We start from the raw sequence: 15,663 nt of genomic DNA, 5'->3' as shown, positions 1-15,663 counted from the left end.
CGGCCTTCGGGGCGGGCGCAGTGTCACTTAAGTAGCAGGCGTCCGTCTTCCTCTGGCCGATGGCGACTCGCGCCACCGACAGGAGGCTGGCGGACATGAGACGACAACTCGCAACTCTCGGCATTTCGATGGCCTTGATGGCCGCGCTGCCCGTGACCGCAGCGACGGCGACTCCACCCGCCGCCCGACGAGTCACCGTCGCGCTTTGGGGTGACGACAGCAACCCGGGCACGACGGCCCGGCCGTTCCGGACCCTCGAGCGCGCGCAGCGGGAAGCTCGACCCGGCCGGCCGTTGGTGATCGACCTGCGGGGCGGCAAGTACCGGTTGAGCGACACCTTGAAGCCGGCCTCGTCCGTCACGTACGAAGCCTTCGGCTACGGCACTCTCAGACAGGAAGAGATCGTCCTGAGCGGCGGCCGGGTGATCACCGGCTGGACCCAGACCCGCGGTGGCATCTGGGAGGCGCCCGCGGGCGGAATCCAGACCAGACAGCTGTACGTCGATGGGCGCCGCGCACTCCGGGCGCCGCTCGGTGCCGGGTTGCCCGGCGAGGTGACAACGACGGAGACCGGCTATGTCCTGGCCAGCCCCGTCCCGGCCACTTGGTCGCGGCCGGACGACATCGAGTTCGCCTATACGTTTCCCTTCTGGGTCGACGCGCGGTGTGGCGTGGACTCGATCCGCCGGATGCGCGGGAAGACGGTGATCACCATGGACCAGCCCTGCTGGTCTCTGGCCCGCAAGCTCTACGGAGCGGACGGGGAACCGCTGCCTGCTCCGACCGCGATCGACAACAGTCCGAGCTTCCTGACCAAGCCAGGGGCCTGGTACCTCGATCGCCGGCGGGACAAGCTTCTGTACCACCCGCTGCCCGGCGAGGACGTGCGGAAGGCCGAGGTGGTGGCGCCCGTCCTGCAGACCTTGGTCGAGGGAGACGCACACACGCACGACGTGGCGTTCCGCGGCCTGACTTTCGCCGATGCCACCTGGTTGGCGCCGAGTGAACCGGCCGGCTTCGTGTCGGCCTGGAGCAACTACCGGCGGCCCGCGGTCGACGGCTGGCTGACGGTCCCCGGCAACGTCGCGTTCCGCGGCAGCCGGCGCATCACCCTGTCCGGGAACAGGTTCCAGCGGCTCGGTGGCCAGGCCCTGGAACTGTCCCGCGGCGTACGGGACGTGTTCGTCGAGGCCAATCGGTTCACCGATGTCTCCGACGGTGGCGTGGTCCTGGGCGCGGTCCTGCCCGACCGAACCGGGATCAGCCGGAATGTCGTCCTGCGGGACAACCGGATCCACCGGACCGGGGTCGAGTACCGCGGCGCATCGGGGATCTGGCTGGTCACCGGCGACGACACGACCATCGAGCACAACCAGGTCGACAACGTCCCGTACACCGGCATCCTGGTCGGGCCACCCGGGGAGGACGGCGGCAGGTCCCATCGGACGAGGATCCTGGCCAACCGGGTCTTCGCGACCAACCAGGTGATCGAGGACGGCGGCGGGATCTACCTGCGCGGCAAGCAGGGCGACGGGTACGCCGACGGGGCCCTGGTCCGCGAGAACGTGGTCACCGATGCGGGCGCACAGAACTTCGACCTCGGGATCTACACCGACGACACGAGCGAGTACGTCACGGTGGACCGCAACGTGGTCCACGGGTACCCGGGTTCGATCGGCGGCTGTGCCGATCCGTACCTGCGTGACATCCGGTACCGCGGCAACTTCTGGGACGACCGCGTGCCGGACGGCATCGCTCGCCGTGCCTACCCGGGCACCTGGCCGACCGGCGCTGCCGACGACTGTGGCGACCCGCAAGGCCTGACTTTCGAGCACAATCGGCTGCTGTCACCGGACCGCGCCGCTGTCGAGTGCGCCCTGATTCCCGCCTGCGCCCGGATCGTCGCCGCCGCGGGGCCGATCTGATTTTGTCGGGGTTGTCGGGTAACGTTCCTGCACGGCCGACAGTCGACTATCGGGGGAGTATGCCGTCCGTGGATTCGCACGTGCCAGCACCAGCCGTGCTCCCTCCGGCCTACCCGGACCGCGCTGCTTGGGGTACTGCGAGCAAGTTGCGGGCGTGGCAGGCGGAGGCGCTCAAGCTCTACCTCGACAAGCAGCCGAAGGACTTCCTCGCGGTCGCCACCCCGGGGGCGGGCAAGACCACGTTCGCGCTGACGGTCGCGGCCGAGTTGCTGCACCGCCGGGTGATCGAGCGGATCACCGTGGTGACGCCGACCGAGCACCTCAAGGTCCAGTGGGCGGACGCGGCCGACCGCGCCGGGATCGCGATCGACCCCGCCTTCGCGGGCCGGCGCGGCCGAACGAACAAGGACTTCCAGGGCGTCGCGGTCACGTACGCCGGCGTCGCGGTGAACCCGCTGGCCTTCCGGGTCCGGACGGAGAAGTTCCGCACGCTGGTCATTCTCGACGAGGTGCACCACGGCGGTGACGCGCTCAGCTGGGGCGAGGGGGTGCGGGAGGCGTTCGAGCCGGCCACCCGCCGGCTGGCCCTGACCGGTACGCCGTTCCGCAGCGACGACAACCCGATCCCGTTCGTCACCTACGAACACGGTCACGACGGAGTCGCCCGGAGCAAGGCGGACTACACCTACGGCTACGGGCACGCGCTGCGCGACCACGTAGTACGGCCGGTCATCTTCATGTCGTACTCCGGGGAGATGCGCTGGCGGACCAAGGCCGGTGACGAGGTGGCTGCCCGGTTGGGTGAGCCGCTGACCAAGGATCTGACCGCGCAGGCGTTGCGGACCGCCCTCGATCCCACCGGCGAATGGATGCCTGCGGTGTTGTCGGCCGCGGACAAGCGGTTGACCGAGGTACGGCGGCACATGCCGGACGCCGGCGCGCTGGTCATCTCGGGTGACCAGAACAACGCTCGCGCCTACGCGAAGGTGCTGCGTGAGCTGACCGGCGAGGCGCCGACCGTCGTGCTGTCCGACGAGAAGGCGGCGAGCAAGAAGATCGCCGCGTTCTCCGAGGGCAACCAGCGGTGGATGGTCGCGGTCCGGATGGTGAGTGAGGGCGTCGACGTACCGCGGCTGGCGGTCGGGGTCTACGCGACGCCCACCTCGACGCCGCTGTTCTTCGCTCAGGCGGTCGGCCGGTTCGTCCGGGCCCGCAAGCGCGGCGAGACGGCGTCGGTGTTTGTTCCGTCGGTGACCCGATTGCTCAGCTTCGCCGCCGAGATGGAGGTCGAGCGCGACCACGTGCTCGGCCGGAAGAACAGCAACGAGGACGGCGACATCTTCGCCCTCGAGGACAACCTGATCGCCCAGGCCAACCAGGCCGAGGGTGCCAGCGACGACCTGGAGGCGAAGTTCGAGGCGCTCGGGTCGGACGCCAGCTTCGACCGGGTCGTGTTCGATGGTGGCGACTACGGCACCGGTGGTGATCTGGGCTCGGACGAGGAGCTCGACTTCCTCGGCCTGCCCGGGCTGCTCGAGCCGGACCAGGTCCGCGAGCTGCTCCGCAAGCGCCAGGCGAAGTCACTCGCCGCCCAGAAGCGCACCAAACGCGCCAGTGGCCCGGACGGCGACGACCCGACCCCGACCGAGCTCGCGACCCACGAGCAGGTCTCCCTGCTGCGCCGCGAGCTGAACGGGCTGGTCGCGGCCTGGCATCACCGCACCGGCCAGCCGCACGGCGTCATCCACAACGACCTCCGCCGCAAGCTCGGCGGCCCCGCCGCGGCACACGCCTCCTCGACCCAGCTCCGCGAACGCATCGAACTCATCCGCGACTGGGCCACCCAGCGCAGAGCCTGACGCCATCACGGGGGAGACCACTCCGGAGCAACCCCTCGACGACGGCTCAGGACGACGTCAGTGCCTGCGTGCCGACGACTTCCAGCAGGCGCAGAGCCTGGTCGGAAGCCGAGTCGGGTTCGGCGGTGTAGAGCACGACCCGCTGATCGCGCTCCGGGATCACGAGGATCTCGCAGGTCACGTCGATCCGGCCGACGACCGGGTGGTGGATCGTCTGGCACATCCGCTGCTGCGTGCCGACCTCGTGCCGCGCCCACAGTTCGGCGAACTCCTCGCTCCCGGCGAGCAGGTCCTGGACCAGCGCCCCCATCGACCGGTCCGCGGGGTACTTCGCGGTCGCCGCGCGGAGGTCGGCCGCCGCTTCCCGGGCGAACTGCTCGGTCGCCGCCGCCCCGAACCGCTGCGTCGTCGCGCCGAGGAACCGCAGCCGGAGCAGATTCCGCTCGCGAGGCCGAAGGGCGCTGAAGTCGGTGATGAGCGCGGCCGCCAACGGGTTCCACGCGAGCACGTCGTACTTCGCGTCGAGGACCAGCCCGGGGACATCGAGGCGCGCCAACATCCGCAGTACGCCGGTCCGTACGTCGGCGGGCGGGCCGGGCGGGGGACCGGGTTGCTCACCGGCCAGCCGGAAGAGGTGGTCGCGCTCGTCGTCGGACAGCCGCAACGCCCGGGCGAGTCCGCTCAGCACCGGCCGGGACGGTCGCGGGCCGCGGCCTTGCTCGAGCCGCGTGTAGTAGTCGGTGGACATCGTCGCCAGACTCGCCACCTCCTCGCGGCGCAGTCCCGGCGTACGGCGGCGCAGTCCCGCGGGCAACCCGACGTCCTCCGGGCGCAACCGGTCCCGCCGGGTGCGCAGGAATTCCGCGAGTCGAGGTCGGTCCATGTCTTCAGGATCTCAGCCGGCCCGGACCGCAACCAGGGACTCCCGGTCCCTGGATCGGCCCGCTCTGCCAGCGGCACCTGATCGCGGCAAACCTGGAGCACATGAACAACAAGATCGCGCTCGTCACGGGCGCCACCAAAGGAATCGGCCGGCAGATCGTCCAGCAGCTGGGCGAACGCGGCTACACCGTGCTGGTCGGATCGCGAGATCTCGCGCGCGGCCAGGCGACCGTCAAGGAACTGGTTGCCGAGGGCATCGATGCGGCCGTGGTCCAGCTGGAGGTCACCGACGAGCGGTCGATCCGCGCGGCCGCCGAGGAGATCGAGCGAACCTCCGGGCGACTCGACGTCCTGGTGAACAACGCGGCGATCATCGCCGAGGGCGACACGGCCGCTGCCGAGATCGGCCTCGACGTCCTGCGGCGCGGCTACGAGACCAACGTCGTCGGCCTGGTCGCGACCACCCAGGCGATGCTGCCGCTGCTGCGCAAGGCGGACGGGGCCAGGATCGTGAACCTCTCCACCGAGCTGTCTTCGCTGACTCTCGTCGGGGATCCTGCCGAGCGAGCTTCCACGGTCCGCATGCTCGGCTACAACTCGTCGAAGGTCGCTGTGAACATGGTGACGGTCATGCTCGCCAACGAACTCCGCGGCACCGGCATCCTGGTCAACGCCGCCGATCCCGGCAAGTGCGCCACCGAGATGGGCGGCCTGGACACCCCGCGGACGCCGGCCCAGGGCGCCGCCGTCGCGGTCCGCCTCGCCACCCTGCCCGCGGACGGCCCCACCGGCGAACTCCACAACGAAGCCGGCCGCCTGCCCTGGTGACGCCTACCGGGTAACTCAGTCGAAGTCGAAGACGGAGTTCTTGTCGTAGAAGTGCAGGATGTACCGGCAGTTCATGCAGATCAGCAGGGTCATCCGGTGGGACGTGAAGCCCCAGCGGGAGTCACTGCGAGCCTCCTCCTGCTGGAACTGCGGACAACGACACAGCGGGCAGACGAGCGGCGGCGGTGCAGGTTGGTTCGTCATCGGGCTTCCTCCTCGGTCTCGGTGGTACTGACGCAGCAAAGGCTGATTCGGTGCCCCTCGGCGGGCAGGGTCAAGTTGTGACATAGGTTCTGGGTGTGGCTCGTCTGTTGACCGATGTTCGTCCGTTGCGGGAGTCGGCAGACTTCCGCAGGTTGTGGATCGGGTCGACGGTGTCGCAGCTCGGGCAGCAGATGACCGCGGTGACCGTGTCGATCCAGGTGTACGCCCTGTCGCACTCGACCTTCGCGGTCGGCCTGGTCGGGCTCTGCTCGCTGGTCCCGCTGATCGTCTTCGGCCTGTACGGCGGCGCGATGGCCGACGCCGTCGACCGCCGTACGCTGGCCCTCGTCTCGTCCAGTGGGCTCTGGTTGCTCTCGATGCTGCTGGTGGTGCAGTCGGCGCTGCACTGGAACCACGTCGGCGTCCTGTACGCCGTGGTCGCCGCGCAATCCGCTTGCTTCGCGGTGAACAACCCGGCGCGCTCCGCGATCATCCCGCGCCTGATCCGGCCCGAGCTGCTCCCGGCCGCCAACACGCTGAGCCAGGCGGCCTTCAATCTGGGCTTCACAGCCGGCCCTCTGCTCGGTGCGGTCGTGATCGCCTGGCAGGGATTCGGTGCCGCCTACCTGGTCGACGTGATCACCTTCACCGCTGCGCTGTACGCGCTGTTCCGCCTCCCCTCCGTGCCACCGACCGGCGAAGTACGCCGGGCCGGCCTGCGCTCCGTACTGGAAGGCTTCACCTTCCTGAGGGCGGCCCCGGCCCTGCTGGCCACCTTCGTGGCGGACATCCTGGCCATGGTGTTCGCCCAACCCCGGGCGCTCTTCCCGGCTGTGGCAGGTGGGTTCTTCGCCGGCGGAGTACGGACAGTCGGGCTGCTGCAGGCATCCCCGGCACTGGGCGCGCTGGTGGGAGTGCTGTTCTCGGGCTGGGTCAGCCGGGTTCGTCGGCAGGGAGTGGCGATCGTGGCCGCGATCACCGTGTACGCCGCGGCGGTCGGCCTCTTCGGGTTGTCCCGGACGGTCTGGCTCGGAGTGGCGCTGCTGGCGATGTCGGGTGCGGCCGACATGGTCAGTTCGGCGTACCGGAACACCGTTTTGCAGTCGGCAGCGCCGGATGCGATGCGCGGGCGGTTGCAGGGCGTGTTCATCGTGGTGGTCGCGGGCGGGCCGAGACTCGGGGACTTCGTCGCCGGCACGACCGCGTCGCTCACCACTCCCACCGTCGCGTTGCTGGCCGGGGCGGGCGTCTGCATCACGGGGCTGTTCGTCCTGCTCGCCTGGAACAAGCCCTTCCGCGACTACGACTCCCAGGTGCGGGCGCTGCGCTGACCGTCAGCCGCCGGTGGCCAGCTTCTTGACGACGGTCCACCAGGAGTCCATGTCCGGGTTGATCTCGCGCATCGGCTTGTCGTCGATGGTGACGATCTTGCGGTCGCCGAGCGGCTTCTTCAGCTTGATGTTCAGCAGCGAGATGTCGTTCTCGGCCGGGCACGGTTCCACCGAGTCGAGCAGGACGACGATCTTGGTGTCCTCCTGGGCCACGTTCACGTCCGACCCGCAGCTGCCGGGCACACCGATGAGCAGATCGGTCTCGTCGTACGAGGGCCTGTTCTGGATCCACTTCAGGTACTTCGGCTTCTTGCCGTGGACCAACTGGTACGCCGGGAGCGGCTGCTGCGTCTTCTCCAGCACCTTGCCCGTGCCGTCCCCGATGAAGTTGCCGTAGATCATGTCGATACACGGGTCGGCGGTCTGGGTCTTGTCGTCGAAGGCGCCCCAGGCCTTCGCCGCGAGGTAGCAGCCGTTCGCCTCGCGGTTCAGCGAGACGTTGAACCCGATCAGCGCGAGCGCGCCGAGGATCAGGGCACCGGCGAGCATCCGCCGGGATTGGAGCTGTTGCCGGCCGAGCCGGGCCGGCTCCTCGACCGTGCCGCCGTCGCCGGCGGGCTGCTGCCTGAACAACCCCAGCACGTTGCTCGTCCACTGCGGGTTGATCAGCGTCGGAATGGCATAAATCGCAATCAGGACGACACAGACCGCGATGGCGGGGAGGAGCGTCCAGTAATTTCGCACGGCAGCAAGATACGGGGCCATCGGGCCGCGACCGAAAAACGGTTACGCTTCGGCTGTGCCAGCAGAGACGTCCCAGACGCTCGACAGAGGACTGACGGTTCTCGAGTTGCTGGCGGACGCCCCGGACGGCCTGTCGATCACGGAACTCGCCGCGTCGCTCGGAGTCAGCCGGACCGTCGTCTACCGCCTGGTGAACACTTTGGAGCTGCATCGCCTGGTCCGGCGTGACAGCGAAGGTCGTGCCCGGCTCGGCCTCGCGGTGCTCCACTACAGCCGCCGCGTGCAGCCGACTCTCCGCGACGCGGCCCTGCCGGTACTACGGTCGCTCGCCGAGGACACCGGTGCGACGGCCCACCTGACGGTGGCCGACGGCGAAGAGGCCCTCGCGATCGCTGTGATCGAGCCGAGCTGGACCGACTTCCACGTCTCGTACCGGATGGGCTCGCGCCACGCGCTCGACCAGGGTGCGGCGGGGAAGGCGATCCTGGCCGGCCGACGCAAGCCTGATCCGGCCGGTCGCCCCTTCGTCATCACCGCGGGTGAACTCCAAGCCGGAGCCCAAGGTGTGTCGTCGCCGGTGCTGGGCGTGCCGGGCGTCGAGGCGTCCATCGGCGTGGTCGTCCTCGGCAAACTCGACCGGGACTTCGTCGGCCCGCGAGTAGCCCGAGCCGCAGTAGAGGTCGCCAAGCGCCTCGCCTGACGCCGCAACGCCCGACTCGTCGCCTGCCCCGCAGGGGCGGGATGCACGCGTCGAGCGCTTGGGGGGTTACTGAGTGTTGGACGTACGGGAAGTCGCGGCGTGGAGTAGCGGAAGCACGCGGTGTGGGATCTGCTCGGCGAGGGCGATCACCGTGGAGGCGCGCTGGATGCCGCGGACGATGACGACCTGGTCGATGACCCGCTGCAGGTCGGCATTGGAGCGCGCCACGATCCGGCACCACAGATCCTCGGCGCCGGTGATGGTGTGGACCTCCAGCACCTCCGGGATCTTCGCCAGCGCTTCGGCCACCGTCGTATGGCCCGAGCCCTGCTCGATCTGCAAGGTCGCGAACGCTGTCACCGGATAGCCGATCGCCGTGGTGTCCACATCGGGCCCCCAGCCGCGGACCACGCCGTCGCGCTGCAGCCGGTCGAGTCGCGCCTGGATCGTCCCGCGGGCAACGCCGAGCCGACGCGAGGCCTCCAGTACGCCGACCCGCGGTTCGGCCGCGAACAGGTCGAGGATCCGGGCGTCCAAAGCGTCGACGGCTGCCATGGCTGCTCCCTGGGAGTAGTAAGAATGACCGAATAGTCCAACAGAACCCTGAGAATACTGCACAACCTGTCCAGTGAAATTTCAAAGTGTTGCGCAACCTGTCCTCACCCGGCGAGGCTCACCACAAGCCGATCCCTGGAGGAGACCGATGACCAGCACCGACCTCACCCCCGCAGAGCTCGACGCCGATCTCGACCTCGAGCAGCTGAAGCAGCTCGTCGGACTGGTGCCCTACGACGAGAGCACCGACCCGTTCCCGGTGACGGCGATGGACGCCGTCGTCTTCGTGGTCGGCAACGCCACCCAGACCGCGAAGTACTACCAGCTCGCCTTCGGGATGGACCTGGTCGCGTACTCCGGCCCGGAGACCGGCAACAAGGACAGCAAGGCCTTCGTGCTGAAGGCGGGCTCCGCGCGCTTCGTCATCACCGGCGGCGTGCACCCGAACAGCTCGCTCAACGACCACCACCGCAAGCACGGCGACGGCGTCTCGGACATCGCGCTCGAGGTCCCGGACGTGGACAAGTGCATCAAGCACGCCCGCGAGCAGGGTGCGATCGTGCTGGAGGAGCCGTTCGACGTCACCGACGAGCACGGCACGGTCCGCCGCGCCGCCATCGCGGCGTACGGCGACACCCGTCACTCGCTGATCGACCGCAGCCGGTACGACGGTCCGTACCTGCCCGGCTTCGTCGAGGCCAAGACCGCCGTCACCCGGCCCGCGGGTCACCCCAAGCGGCTGTTCCAGGCGGTCGACCACGTGGTCGGCAACGTGGAGCTGGGCCTGATGGACGAGTGGGTCGGCTTCTACAACAAGGTGATGGGTTTCGTGAACATGGCGGAGTTCATCGGCGACGACATCGCCACCGACTACTCCGCACTGATGAGCAAGGTGGTGGCCAACGGCAACCACCGGGTCAAGTTCCCGCTGAACGAGCCGGCCATCGCGAAGAAGAAGTCGCAGATCGACGAGTTCCTGGAGTTCTACGACGGCGCCGGCGCGCAGCACATCGCGCTCGCCACCAACGACATCCTGCGGACCGTCGACATCATGCGCGCCAACGGCGTGGAGTTCCTGGACACGCCCGACTCGTACTACGAGGACCCCGAACTGCGCGAGCGGATCGGCAACGTCCGCGCGCCGATCGAGGAACTGCAGAAGCGCAAGATCCTGGTCGACCGCGACGAGGACGGCTACCTGCTGCAGATCTTCACCAAGCCGATCGGCGACCGGCCGACGGTGTTCTACGAACTGATCGAGCGGCACGGCTCGCTCGGCTTCGGCAAGGGCAACTTCAAGGCACTGTTCGAGGCGATCGAGCGCGAGCAGGAGCGCCGCGGCAACCTCTGATCCCCCTCGGCGCCGGCCCGCCTCGCGGTGGCGGGCCGGCGTCCGGGTCGGCGACACGCCGACGGTGGTGAAACCTTTGCGTCCGATTACCGGATTGACTGTCAGGTCAGGGGCGGTTGGACTACTGTGCCTGATGAGTGCGCGTCGGGGCGTGCATTCAGGAAGGGTTTTCCGATGAAGACACTGGGCATTCTGCTCAGCACCGCGGGCTTGGCCGGAGCGGGCGCTATCGCTTTGGCCCAACCAGCACAGGCGGTCGAACTCGCCAACTGCCCGGGTGCCAGAACCATCTCGTCAGCGCAGCTTTTCCGCGACCACAAACCACCGGGCTGGGGCGACGTCAGACTCGTCCGCGACAGCTGTTCGCAGTACTGGGCCGAGGTCACGATGGACTCCCGGCTGCCCGCGCACGCGCTGACCAGCGCGTACCTGGTGCAGTACGGCGGCTCCAACAACGGCCGCACCCTGTCGTGCGACAGCAGCGGTGGGACCGGAGCCGTGGTCGCCGGGCAGCGGACCTGCCGGACGCCCAAGGTGAGATCGCTGGACACCAGCACCACCTTCGTCGCGGTCGCGCGGGAGTTCCACGACTACGGCGGCGGCTTCCAGCAGATCTCCGAGAACAGAACGTCCCGGACCCGCTGACTCCTCCTGACGCGGCTGAGGCACACGATTAGGCTCACCAGGTATGAGTGAGGTTGTCGAGCGGCTGCGACAGGTTCTGCCGCCGGAGGCCCTGGTCACCGACCCGGACCGGATCCAGAGCTATCGGTACGACCGGGCGATGTTCTGCCCGGCCGGTGAGCCGCTGGCGGTGGTGCTGGCCCGCGAGACCGCGCACGTCCAGGCCGCGGTCCGGATCGCGGCCGAGGCCGGCGTGCCCGTCGTACCGCAGGGTGCCCGGTCCGGGCTGTCCGGTGCCGCGAACGCGCTGGACGGCTGCATCGTGGTGTCGCTGGAGAAGATGGACCGGATCCTGGCGATCGAACCGGTCGACCGGTACGTCGTGACGCAGCCCGGCGTGTTCAACGCGGTGCTGTCGCGCGCGGTCGCCGAGCAGGGGCTGTTCTACCCACCGGACCCGTCCAGCTGGGAGTTCTGCTCGATCGGCGGCAACCTGTCCACGAACTCGGGCGGCCTGTGCTGCGTGAAGTACGGCGTGACGACCGACTACGTGCTCGGGCTCGAGGTCGTGCTCGCCGACGGGCGGGTACTGCGCACCGGCCGGAAGACCGTCAAGGGCGTCGCGGGCTACGACCTGACCAAGTTGATCGTCGGCAGCGAGGGGACGCTCGGCATCATCACCGAGGCGACCCTGGCGCTTCGGCCCGCCGCGGCGCGGCCACGGACGATGGCCGCCCTGTTCGACAGTGGCGTGGCCGCGGGCGAGGCGATCGTCGAGATCATCCGTAGCGGCGTGTCGCTGAGCCTGCTGGAGATCATGGACCGGACCACGATCAAGGCCGTGAACGACTTCAAGCGGATGGACCTGCCGACCGAGGCGGCCGCGATGCTGATCGCCCAGTCGGACGCCGGTGGCGAGGCCGGCGCGGCGGACGTGGCGATGGTCGCGAAGCTCTGCCGCCAGTACGGCGCGATCGAGTGCATCGAGGCCGACGATCCGGCCGAGGGCGAACTGCTGCTGGAGGCGCGCCGCGCGGCTCTGGTCGCGCTGGAGCACCTCGGCACGACCATGATCGACGACGTCTGCGTACCGCGGTCCAGGCTGGCCGACTTCATCGGCGCGGTCGAGGGGATCGCGACGGAGGTCGACATCACCGTCGGGGTGCTCGGGCACGCCGGTGACGGCAACATGCATCCGACCGTCGTCTTCGACGCCACCGATCCCGAGCAGGCCCGGCGGGCCCAGGTGGCGTTCGACCGGATCATGGAGGTCGGCCTCGAACTGGGCGGCACCATCACCGGCGAGCACGGCGTCGGGGTGCTCAAACGCGACTGGCTGGCGCAGGAGATCGGCCCGGTCGCGGTCGACGTCCACCGCGCGATCAAGGCCGCCCTCGACCCGCAGAACATCCTGAATCCGGGCAAGGTCGTCGCAGTGGGAAGCCTGTGACTCAACCGCAACGGAACTGCCGGGGCCACAGGACGTCGGTGGCCGTCGAATGTGACGTCCTGGCCGCACTATGGAAGGCAGTTGACTGAAACCGCCCGGGGGATTGTGGATGAGGCACGGTAGGAGGCGAGCCATGCGAGCCAAGCGGGTGTTGCCTGCTGCCGTGATGCTGCTCGCCCTGCTGACCTTCACCGGCTGCGCCAACGGCGGCGGTCTGCGGGTCGAGGGTGCCGAGGCGCCCTCGACGACCACCCCGGCCGCCCCTTCGACGAAGACCCCGCAGGGGTTCGGCAAGACCGACCGCACGCCGGTCACCGTGAGCCTGTCGCAGGTGCGGCAGACGTTGCTTGCCGACCCGAGCCTGGACCAGTACTCCCGGACCGTGCTGCGGGGATGCCTGATAGTCGAGCGTTGCCTCACCCGTGGCGCGACCGTGAACGTGATGCGGAGCGCGCAGCCGCAACTCGTCGTACTGATCCACACCGTGGACAACTTCACCTTCGGTGCGTTCCTGATCGCGGTCGAACCGGGCGGTCCGCGCCGGGTTTGGAGTTTGAAGGCCGATCAGTTGAAGATCAGTGCCAGCCGGCAGGGTGACCTGGTGGTGGAGTCGGAAATCTTCGCCGTGGACGACAAGCCTTGCTGCCCATCTGTAACTCGGGTCGAGGTCTACCGTTGGACAGGTCAACAGATGATCAGGGTGAGTTCGCAGGACCAAAAGGGAGACTGAGTTTCGGTGGTACCGGAAGAACCGGCAGCGCGCATCCTGATGGTCGAGGACGACGCGGTGATCCGTGAGGCAACCCAGTTGACCCTCGAGCGGCACGGGTACGACGTCACCACAGCCGAGGACGGGCTGGAGGCGATCGAGAGTTTCGAGAAGATCCACCCGGACGCGGTGATGCTGGACATCATGCTGCCCGGGCTGGACGGCATCTCGGTGTGCCGCCGGATCCGCGAGACCAGCACGGTGCCGATCGTGATGGTGTCCGCCCGCGGCGACGCGCTGGACGTCGTACTGGGCCTGGAGGCCGGGGCCGACGACTACGTCACCAAGCCGTTCGACACCCAGGTGCTGGTCGCCCGGCTGCGAGCCGTACTGCGGCGCGCGGTGGCCGACCCCGAGCGGCCGGCGCCGGCGACCGGGTCGACCGTGGAGTCGTTCGGTGACCTGGAGCTGGACCGGGAGGCGCTGGAGGTCCGGCGGGGCGGCAGCACTGTGCAGCTGACCCCGACCGAGCTCAAGCTGCTGATCGAGTTCGCCAACAACCCGGGCGTGGTGCTCAGCAGGTCGACCCTGCTGCAGCGCGTCTGGGACTACGAGTGGGGCGGCGACGGCCGGCTGGTCGACGTCCACCTCCAGCGGCTGCGGACGAAGATCGGGGCCGATCGCATCGAGACCGTCCGCGGATTCGGATACAAGCTCCGAGCCTGAGATGGGGCTGCGCAGCAAGCTCGGCCTGATCTTCCTGCTGGTCTCCTCGCTCGCGATCCTGGTGCTCTGCGTGGCGGTCTACACGCAGGCCCAGTCGTCGCGGCTGGACCGGACGCGGAGTTTCGCCGACGAGCGGATCCAGCTCGCGGCGGAGAGCTACGACCGCAACGACGTCCCGCTGTTCGGATCGCGGCTGGACGACCCGGACCTGCCGCCGCAACTGCGGGACGCCGTCAAGAACGGGAAGCGGGCCACCTTCAAGACCGGTTCGCCGAACGCGAAGATGTGGGCCGCGGTCGCGGTCAAGGACGGCCGGATCCTGTCGATCGTGCAGGACTACGACGTCAACGACCCGTCGATGAACGCGCTCCGCCGCGCCTTGATCCTCGGCGGTATCGGCACCGTTGCGCTGGTTGCCCTGGCGAGCGTCGTACTGGCGGGCAGCCTGTCCCGCCGGATCGTCGCGGTGGCCAGTACGGCGCGTCGGATCGCCGCCGGTGAGCTCGACGCGTCGGCGGCGGAGGCCGCGGGCAAGGGCAAGGACGAGGTGCAGTCGCTGGCTCTGGCGCTCGACACGATGGCCAGTTCGTTGCGCGGCCAGTTGGAGGCCGAGCGCCGGTTCACCGCCGACGTCGCGCACGACCTGCGGACCCCCGTCACCGGCCTGCTGACGGCCGCGGAACTCTTGCCCCCGGGACGTCCCAGCGAGCTCGTCCGCGACCGCGCGAAGGTGCTGCGGCGCCTGGTCGAGGACCTGCTGGAGATCGCCCGGTTCGACTCCGGCGTCGAGCAGGCCGACCTGGAGAACGTCGGACTCGGCGCGTTCGTCGGCTCGGCGGTCGGCCGGTTGCGGATGCAGCAGTCGCTCGCGCCGGACAGCGTCGTGGTCCACCGGGTCGGCCCGGAGGAGACCGTGTCGACCGACTCCCGCCGGATCGAGCGGATCCTGGCCAACCTGATCGTCAACGGCCTGCGGCACGGCAAGCCGCCGATCGAGGTGACCGTGAACGGCCGGGTGATCGAGGTGGTCGACCACGGCAGCGGCTACCCGGAGGAATTGATTGCCGAGGGCCCCCGTCGGTTCCGGTCCGGGATGGCCGAGCGCGGCGTCGGGCACGGCCTCGGCCTCACCATCGCCGCGGGGCACGCGAAAGTGCTCGGTGCCGAACTCACCTTCGGCTCCGCGCTGTCGGGCGGAGCCCTGGCCAGGTTGGTGCTTCCGCCCACACCCGAGACGGAGCTGTAACACAACTTCTCGCCGCGGGCCGGCGTCTCTTCGTACGTCGGGTTCACAAGAACCCTTACATACGAGGGGAAACCAAGGATCATGCGTATTCAGCTTGTTCGTCGTTCTGCCGCCGCCGTCGCCGGTGTCGCCCTGGCCGTCGGTGCGATCGGTGTCGCCGGTGCGCTGCAGGCCGGCGCCACGCCGGACACCACCCGGATCACGGCGGCCGGCGCCGGTTCGGTCGCCGCGGCTCCGACGATCAGCATCAAGTCGGACCACACCACCGCCAAGGCGTGGACGAAGGTCTCGCTGACCGGCAAGACCGCCGGCCTCGCCCGGAACACCACCGTTCAGGTGCAGCGGCTGGAGAGCGGCAAGTGGGTCAACTTCCCGGCCACCACCAAGGTGACGTCCGCGTCGACGTACTCGGTCTGGGTGAAGAGCGGCCGGGTCGGCGTGAACAAGTTCCGCGTCGTCGCGGGGAAGGCCGCCAGCGCCGCCGTTTCGGTCACGATCACCAAGTGAGCCACCGGTGTGCGGGGGATTT

Annotated in this window: 16 protein-coding genes; 12 read left to right on the top strand and 4 right to left on the bottom strand. The window is 69.0% G+C overall.

Annotated elements, in window-relative coordinates:
• The first annotated feature begins 95 nt into the window (after positions 1–95).
• Positions 96–1,925: a right-handed parallel beta-helix repeat-containing protein gene (locus EV138_RS08830; protein ID WP_202866678.1), complete on the top strand. Its 1,830-nt coding sequence runs from the start codon at positions 96–98 to the stop codon at positions 1,923–1,925.
• 59 nt (positions 1,926–1,984) lie between these two features.
• A complete protein-coding gene (locus EV138_RS08825; protein WP_133977908.1) occupies positions 1,985–3,784 on the top strand; it encodes a DEAD/DEAH box helicase in 1,800 nt (599 codons plus the stop codon).
• Positions 3,785–3,830: 46 nt separating this feature from the next.
• Here EV138_RS08825 and EV138_RS08820 read toward each other — a convergent pair whose 3' ends face one another.
• Positions 3,831–4,667, bottom strand: coding sequence for a helix-turn-helix transcriptional regulator (locus EV138_RS08820; protein ID WP_133977907.1), 837 nt, complete (start codon positions 4,665–4,667; stop codon positions 3,831–3,833).
• Between the two features lie 101 nt (positions 4,668–4,768).
• Between EV138_RS08820 and EV138_RS08815 the strand changes: the two genes are divergently transcribed.
• A complete protein-coding gene (locus EV138_RS08815; protein WP_133977906.1) occupies positions 4,769–5,494 on the top strand; it encodes an SDR family oxidoreductase in 726 nt (241 codons plus the stop codon).
• A 15-nt stretch (positions 5,495–5,509) separates the two neighbouring features.
• Here EV138_RS08815 and EV138_RS08810 read toward each other — a convergent pair whose 3' ends face one another.
• Entirely contained in the window at positions 5,510–5,698 is a 189-nt protein-coding gene (locus tag EV138_RS08810) for a hypothetical protein (RefSeq protein ID WP_133977905.1), read from the bottom strand.
• 95 nt (positions 5,699–5,793) lie between these two features.
• Between EV138_RS08810 and EV138_RS08805 the strand changes: the two genes are divergently transcribed.
• The gene (locus EV138_RS08805; RefSeq protein ID WP_202866677.1) at positions 5,794–7,029 is read left to right on the top strand and encodes an MFS transporter; all 1,236 of its coding nucleotides are present in this window, start codon (positions 5,794–5,796) and stop codon (positions 7,027–7,029) included.
• 3 nt (positions 7,030–7,032) lie between these two features.
• Here the strand turns inward: EV138_RS08805 and EV138_RS08800 are convergent, their stop codons facing one another.
• Complete coding sequence (locus tag EV138_RS08800; protein ID WP_238158024.1) at positions 7,033–7,773, bottom strand: hypothetical protein; 741 nt, start codon at positions 7,771–7,773, stop codon at positions 7,033–7,035.
• A 55-nt stretch (positions 7,774–7,828) separates the two neighbouring features.
• On the opposite strand from EV138_RS08800, the gene EV138_RS08795 reads away from it, so the two are divergent.
• Entirely contained in the window at positions 7,829–8,473 is a 645-nt protein-coding gene (locus EV138_RS08795) for an IclR family transcriptional regulator (protein ID WP_133977902.1), read from the top strand.
• Positions 8,474–8,539: 66 nt separating this feature from the next.
• Here EV138_RS08795 and EV138_RS08790 read toward each other — a convergent pair whose 3' ends face one another.
• The gene (locus EV138_RS08790) at positions 8,540–9,028 is read right to left on the bottom strand and encodes an Lrp/AsnC family transcriptional regulator (protein WP_133977901.1); all 489 of its coding nucleotides are present in this window, start codon (positions 9,026–9,028) and stop codon (positions 8,540–8,542) included.
• Between the two features lie 148 nt (positions 9,029–9,176).
• Between EV138_RS08790 and hppD the strand changes: the two genes are divergently transcribed.
• The 7 genes from hppD to EV138_RS08755 all read left to right on the top strand — a co-directional run bounded on the left by hppD (position 9,177) and on the right by EV138_RS08755 (position 15,641).
• Positions 9,177–10,379, top strand: a complete 1,203-nt coding sequence (gene hppD, locus EV138_RS08785) for a 4-hydroxyphenylpyruvate dioxygenase (RefSeq protein ID WP_133977900.1) — start codon at positions 9,177–9,179, stop codon at positions 10,377–10,379.
• A 174-nt stretch (positions 10,380–10,553) separates the two neighbouring features.
• Complete coding sequence (locus EV138_RS08780; protein ID WP_112247071.1) at positions 10,554–11,024, top strand: DUF2690 domain-containing protein; 471 nt, start codon at positions 10,554–10,556, stop codon at positions 11,022–11,024.
• A 43-nt stretch (positions 11,025–11,067) separates the two neighbouring features.
• Positions 11,068–12,453, top strand: coding sequence for an FAD-binding oxidoreductase (locus EV138_RS08775; protein ID WP_133977899.1), 1,386 nt, complete (start codon positions 11,068–11,070; stop codon positions 12,451–12,453).
• A gap of 133 nt (positions 12,454–12,586) precedes the next feature.
• Positions 12,587–13,183 carry a hypothetical protein gene (locus tag EV138_RS08770; protein WP_112247075.1) on the top strand — a complete coding sequence of 199 codons (597 nt, stop codon included), beginning with the start codon at positions 12,587–12,589 and terminating at the stop codon, positions 13,181–13,183.
• 6 nt (positions 13,184–13,189) lie between these two features.
• Positions 13,190–13,888 carry a two-component system response regulator CseB gene (cseB, locus tag EV138_RS08765; RefSeq protein WP_133977898.1) on the top strand — a complete coding sequence of 233 codons (699 nt, stop codon included), beginning with the start codon at positions 13,190–13,192 and terminating at the stop codon, positions 13,886–13,888.
• A gap of 1 nt (position 13,889) precedes the next feature.
• On the top strand, positions 13,890–15,134 hold the full coding sequence (locus EV138_RS08760) for a HAMP domain-containing sensor histidine kinase (RefSeq protein ID WP_133977897.1): 1,245 nt from the start codon (positions 13,890–13,892) through the stop codon (positions 15,132–15,134).
• Positions 15,135–15,215: 81 nt separating this feature from the next.
• Positions 15,216–15,641 (top strand): hypothetical protein, encoded by a 426-nt coding sequence (locus EV138_RS08755; RefSeq protein WP_133977896.1) that lies wholly within the window; start codon positions 15,216–15,218, stop codon positions 15,639–15,641.
• Positions 15,642–15,663 lie beyond the last annotated feature (22 nt).

Origin of the sequence: Kribbella voronezhensis, assembly GCF_004365175.1 — a bacterium.
GTDB lineage: Bacteria > Actinomycetota > Actinomycetes > Propionibacteriales > Kribbellaceae > Kribbella > Kribbella voronezhensis.
Note: the sequence above shows the minus strand (reverse complement) of the source record. Positions and strands in the feature narration are given on the sequence as shown.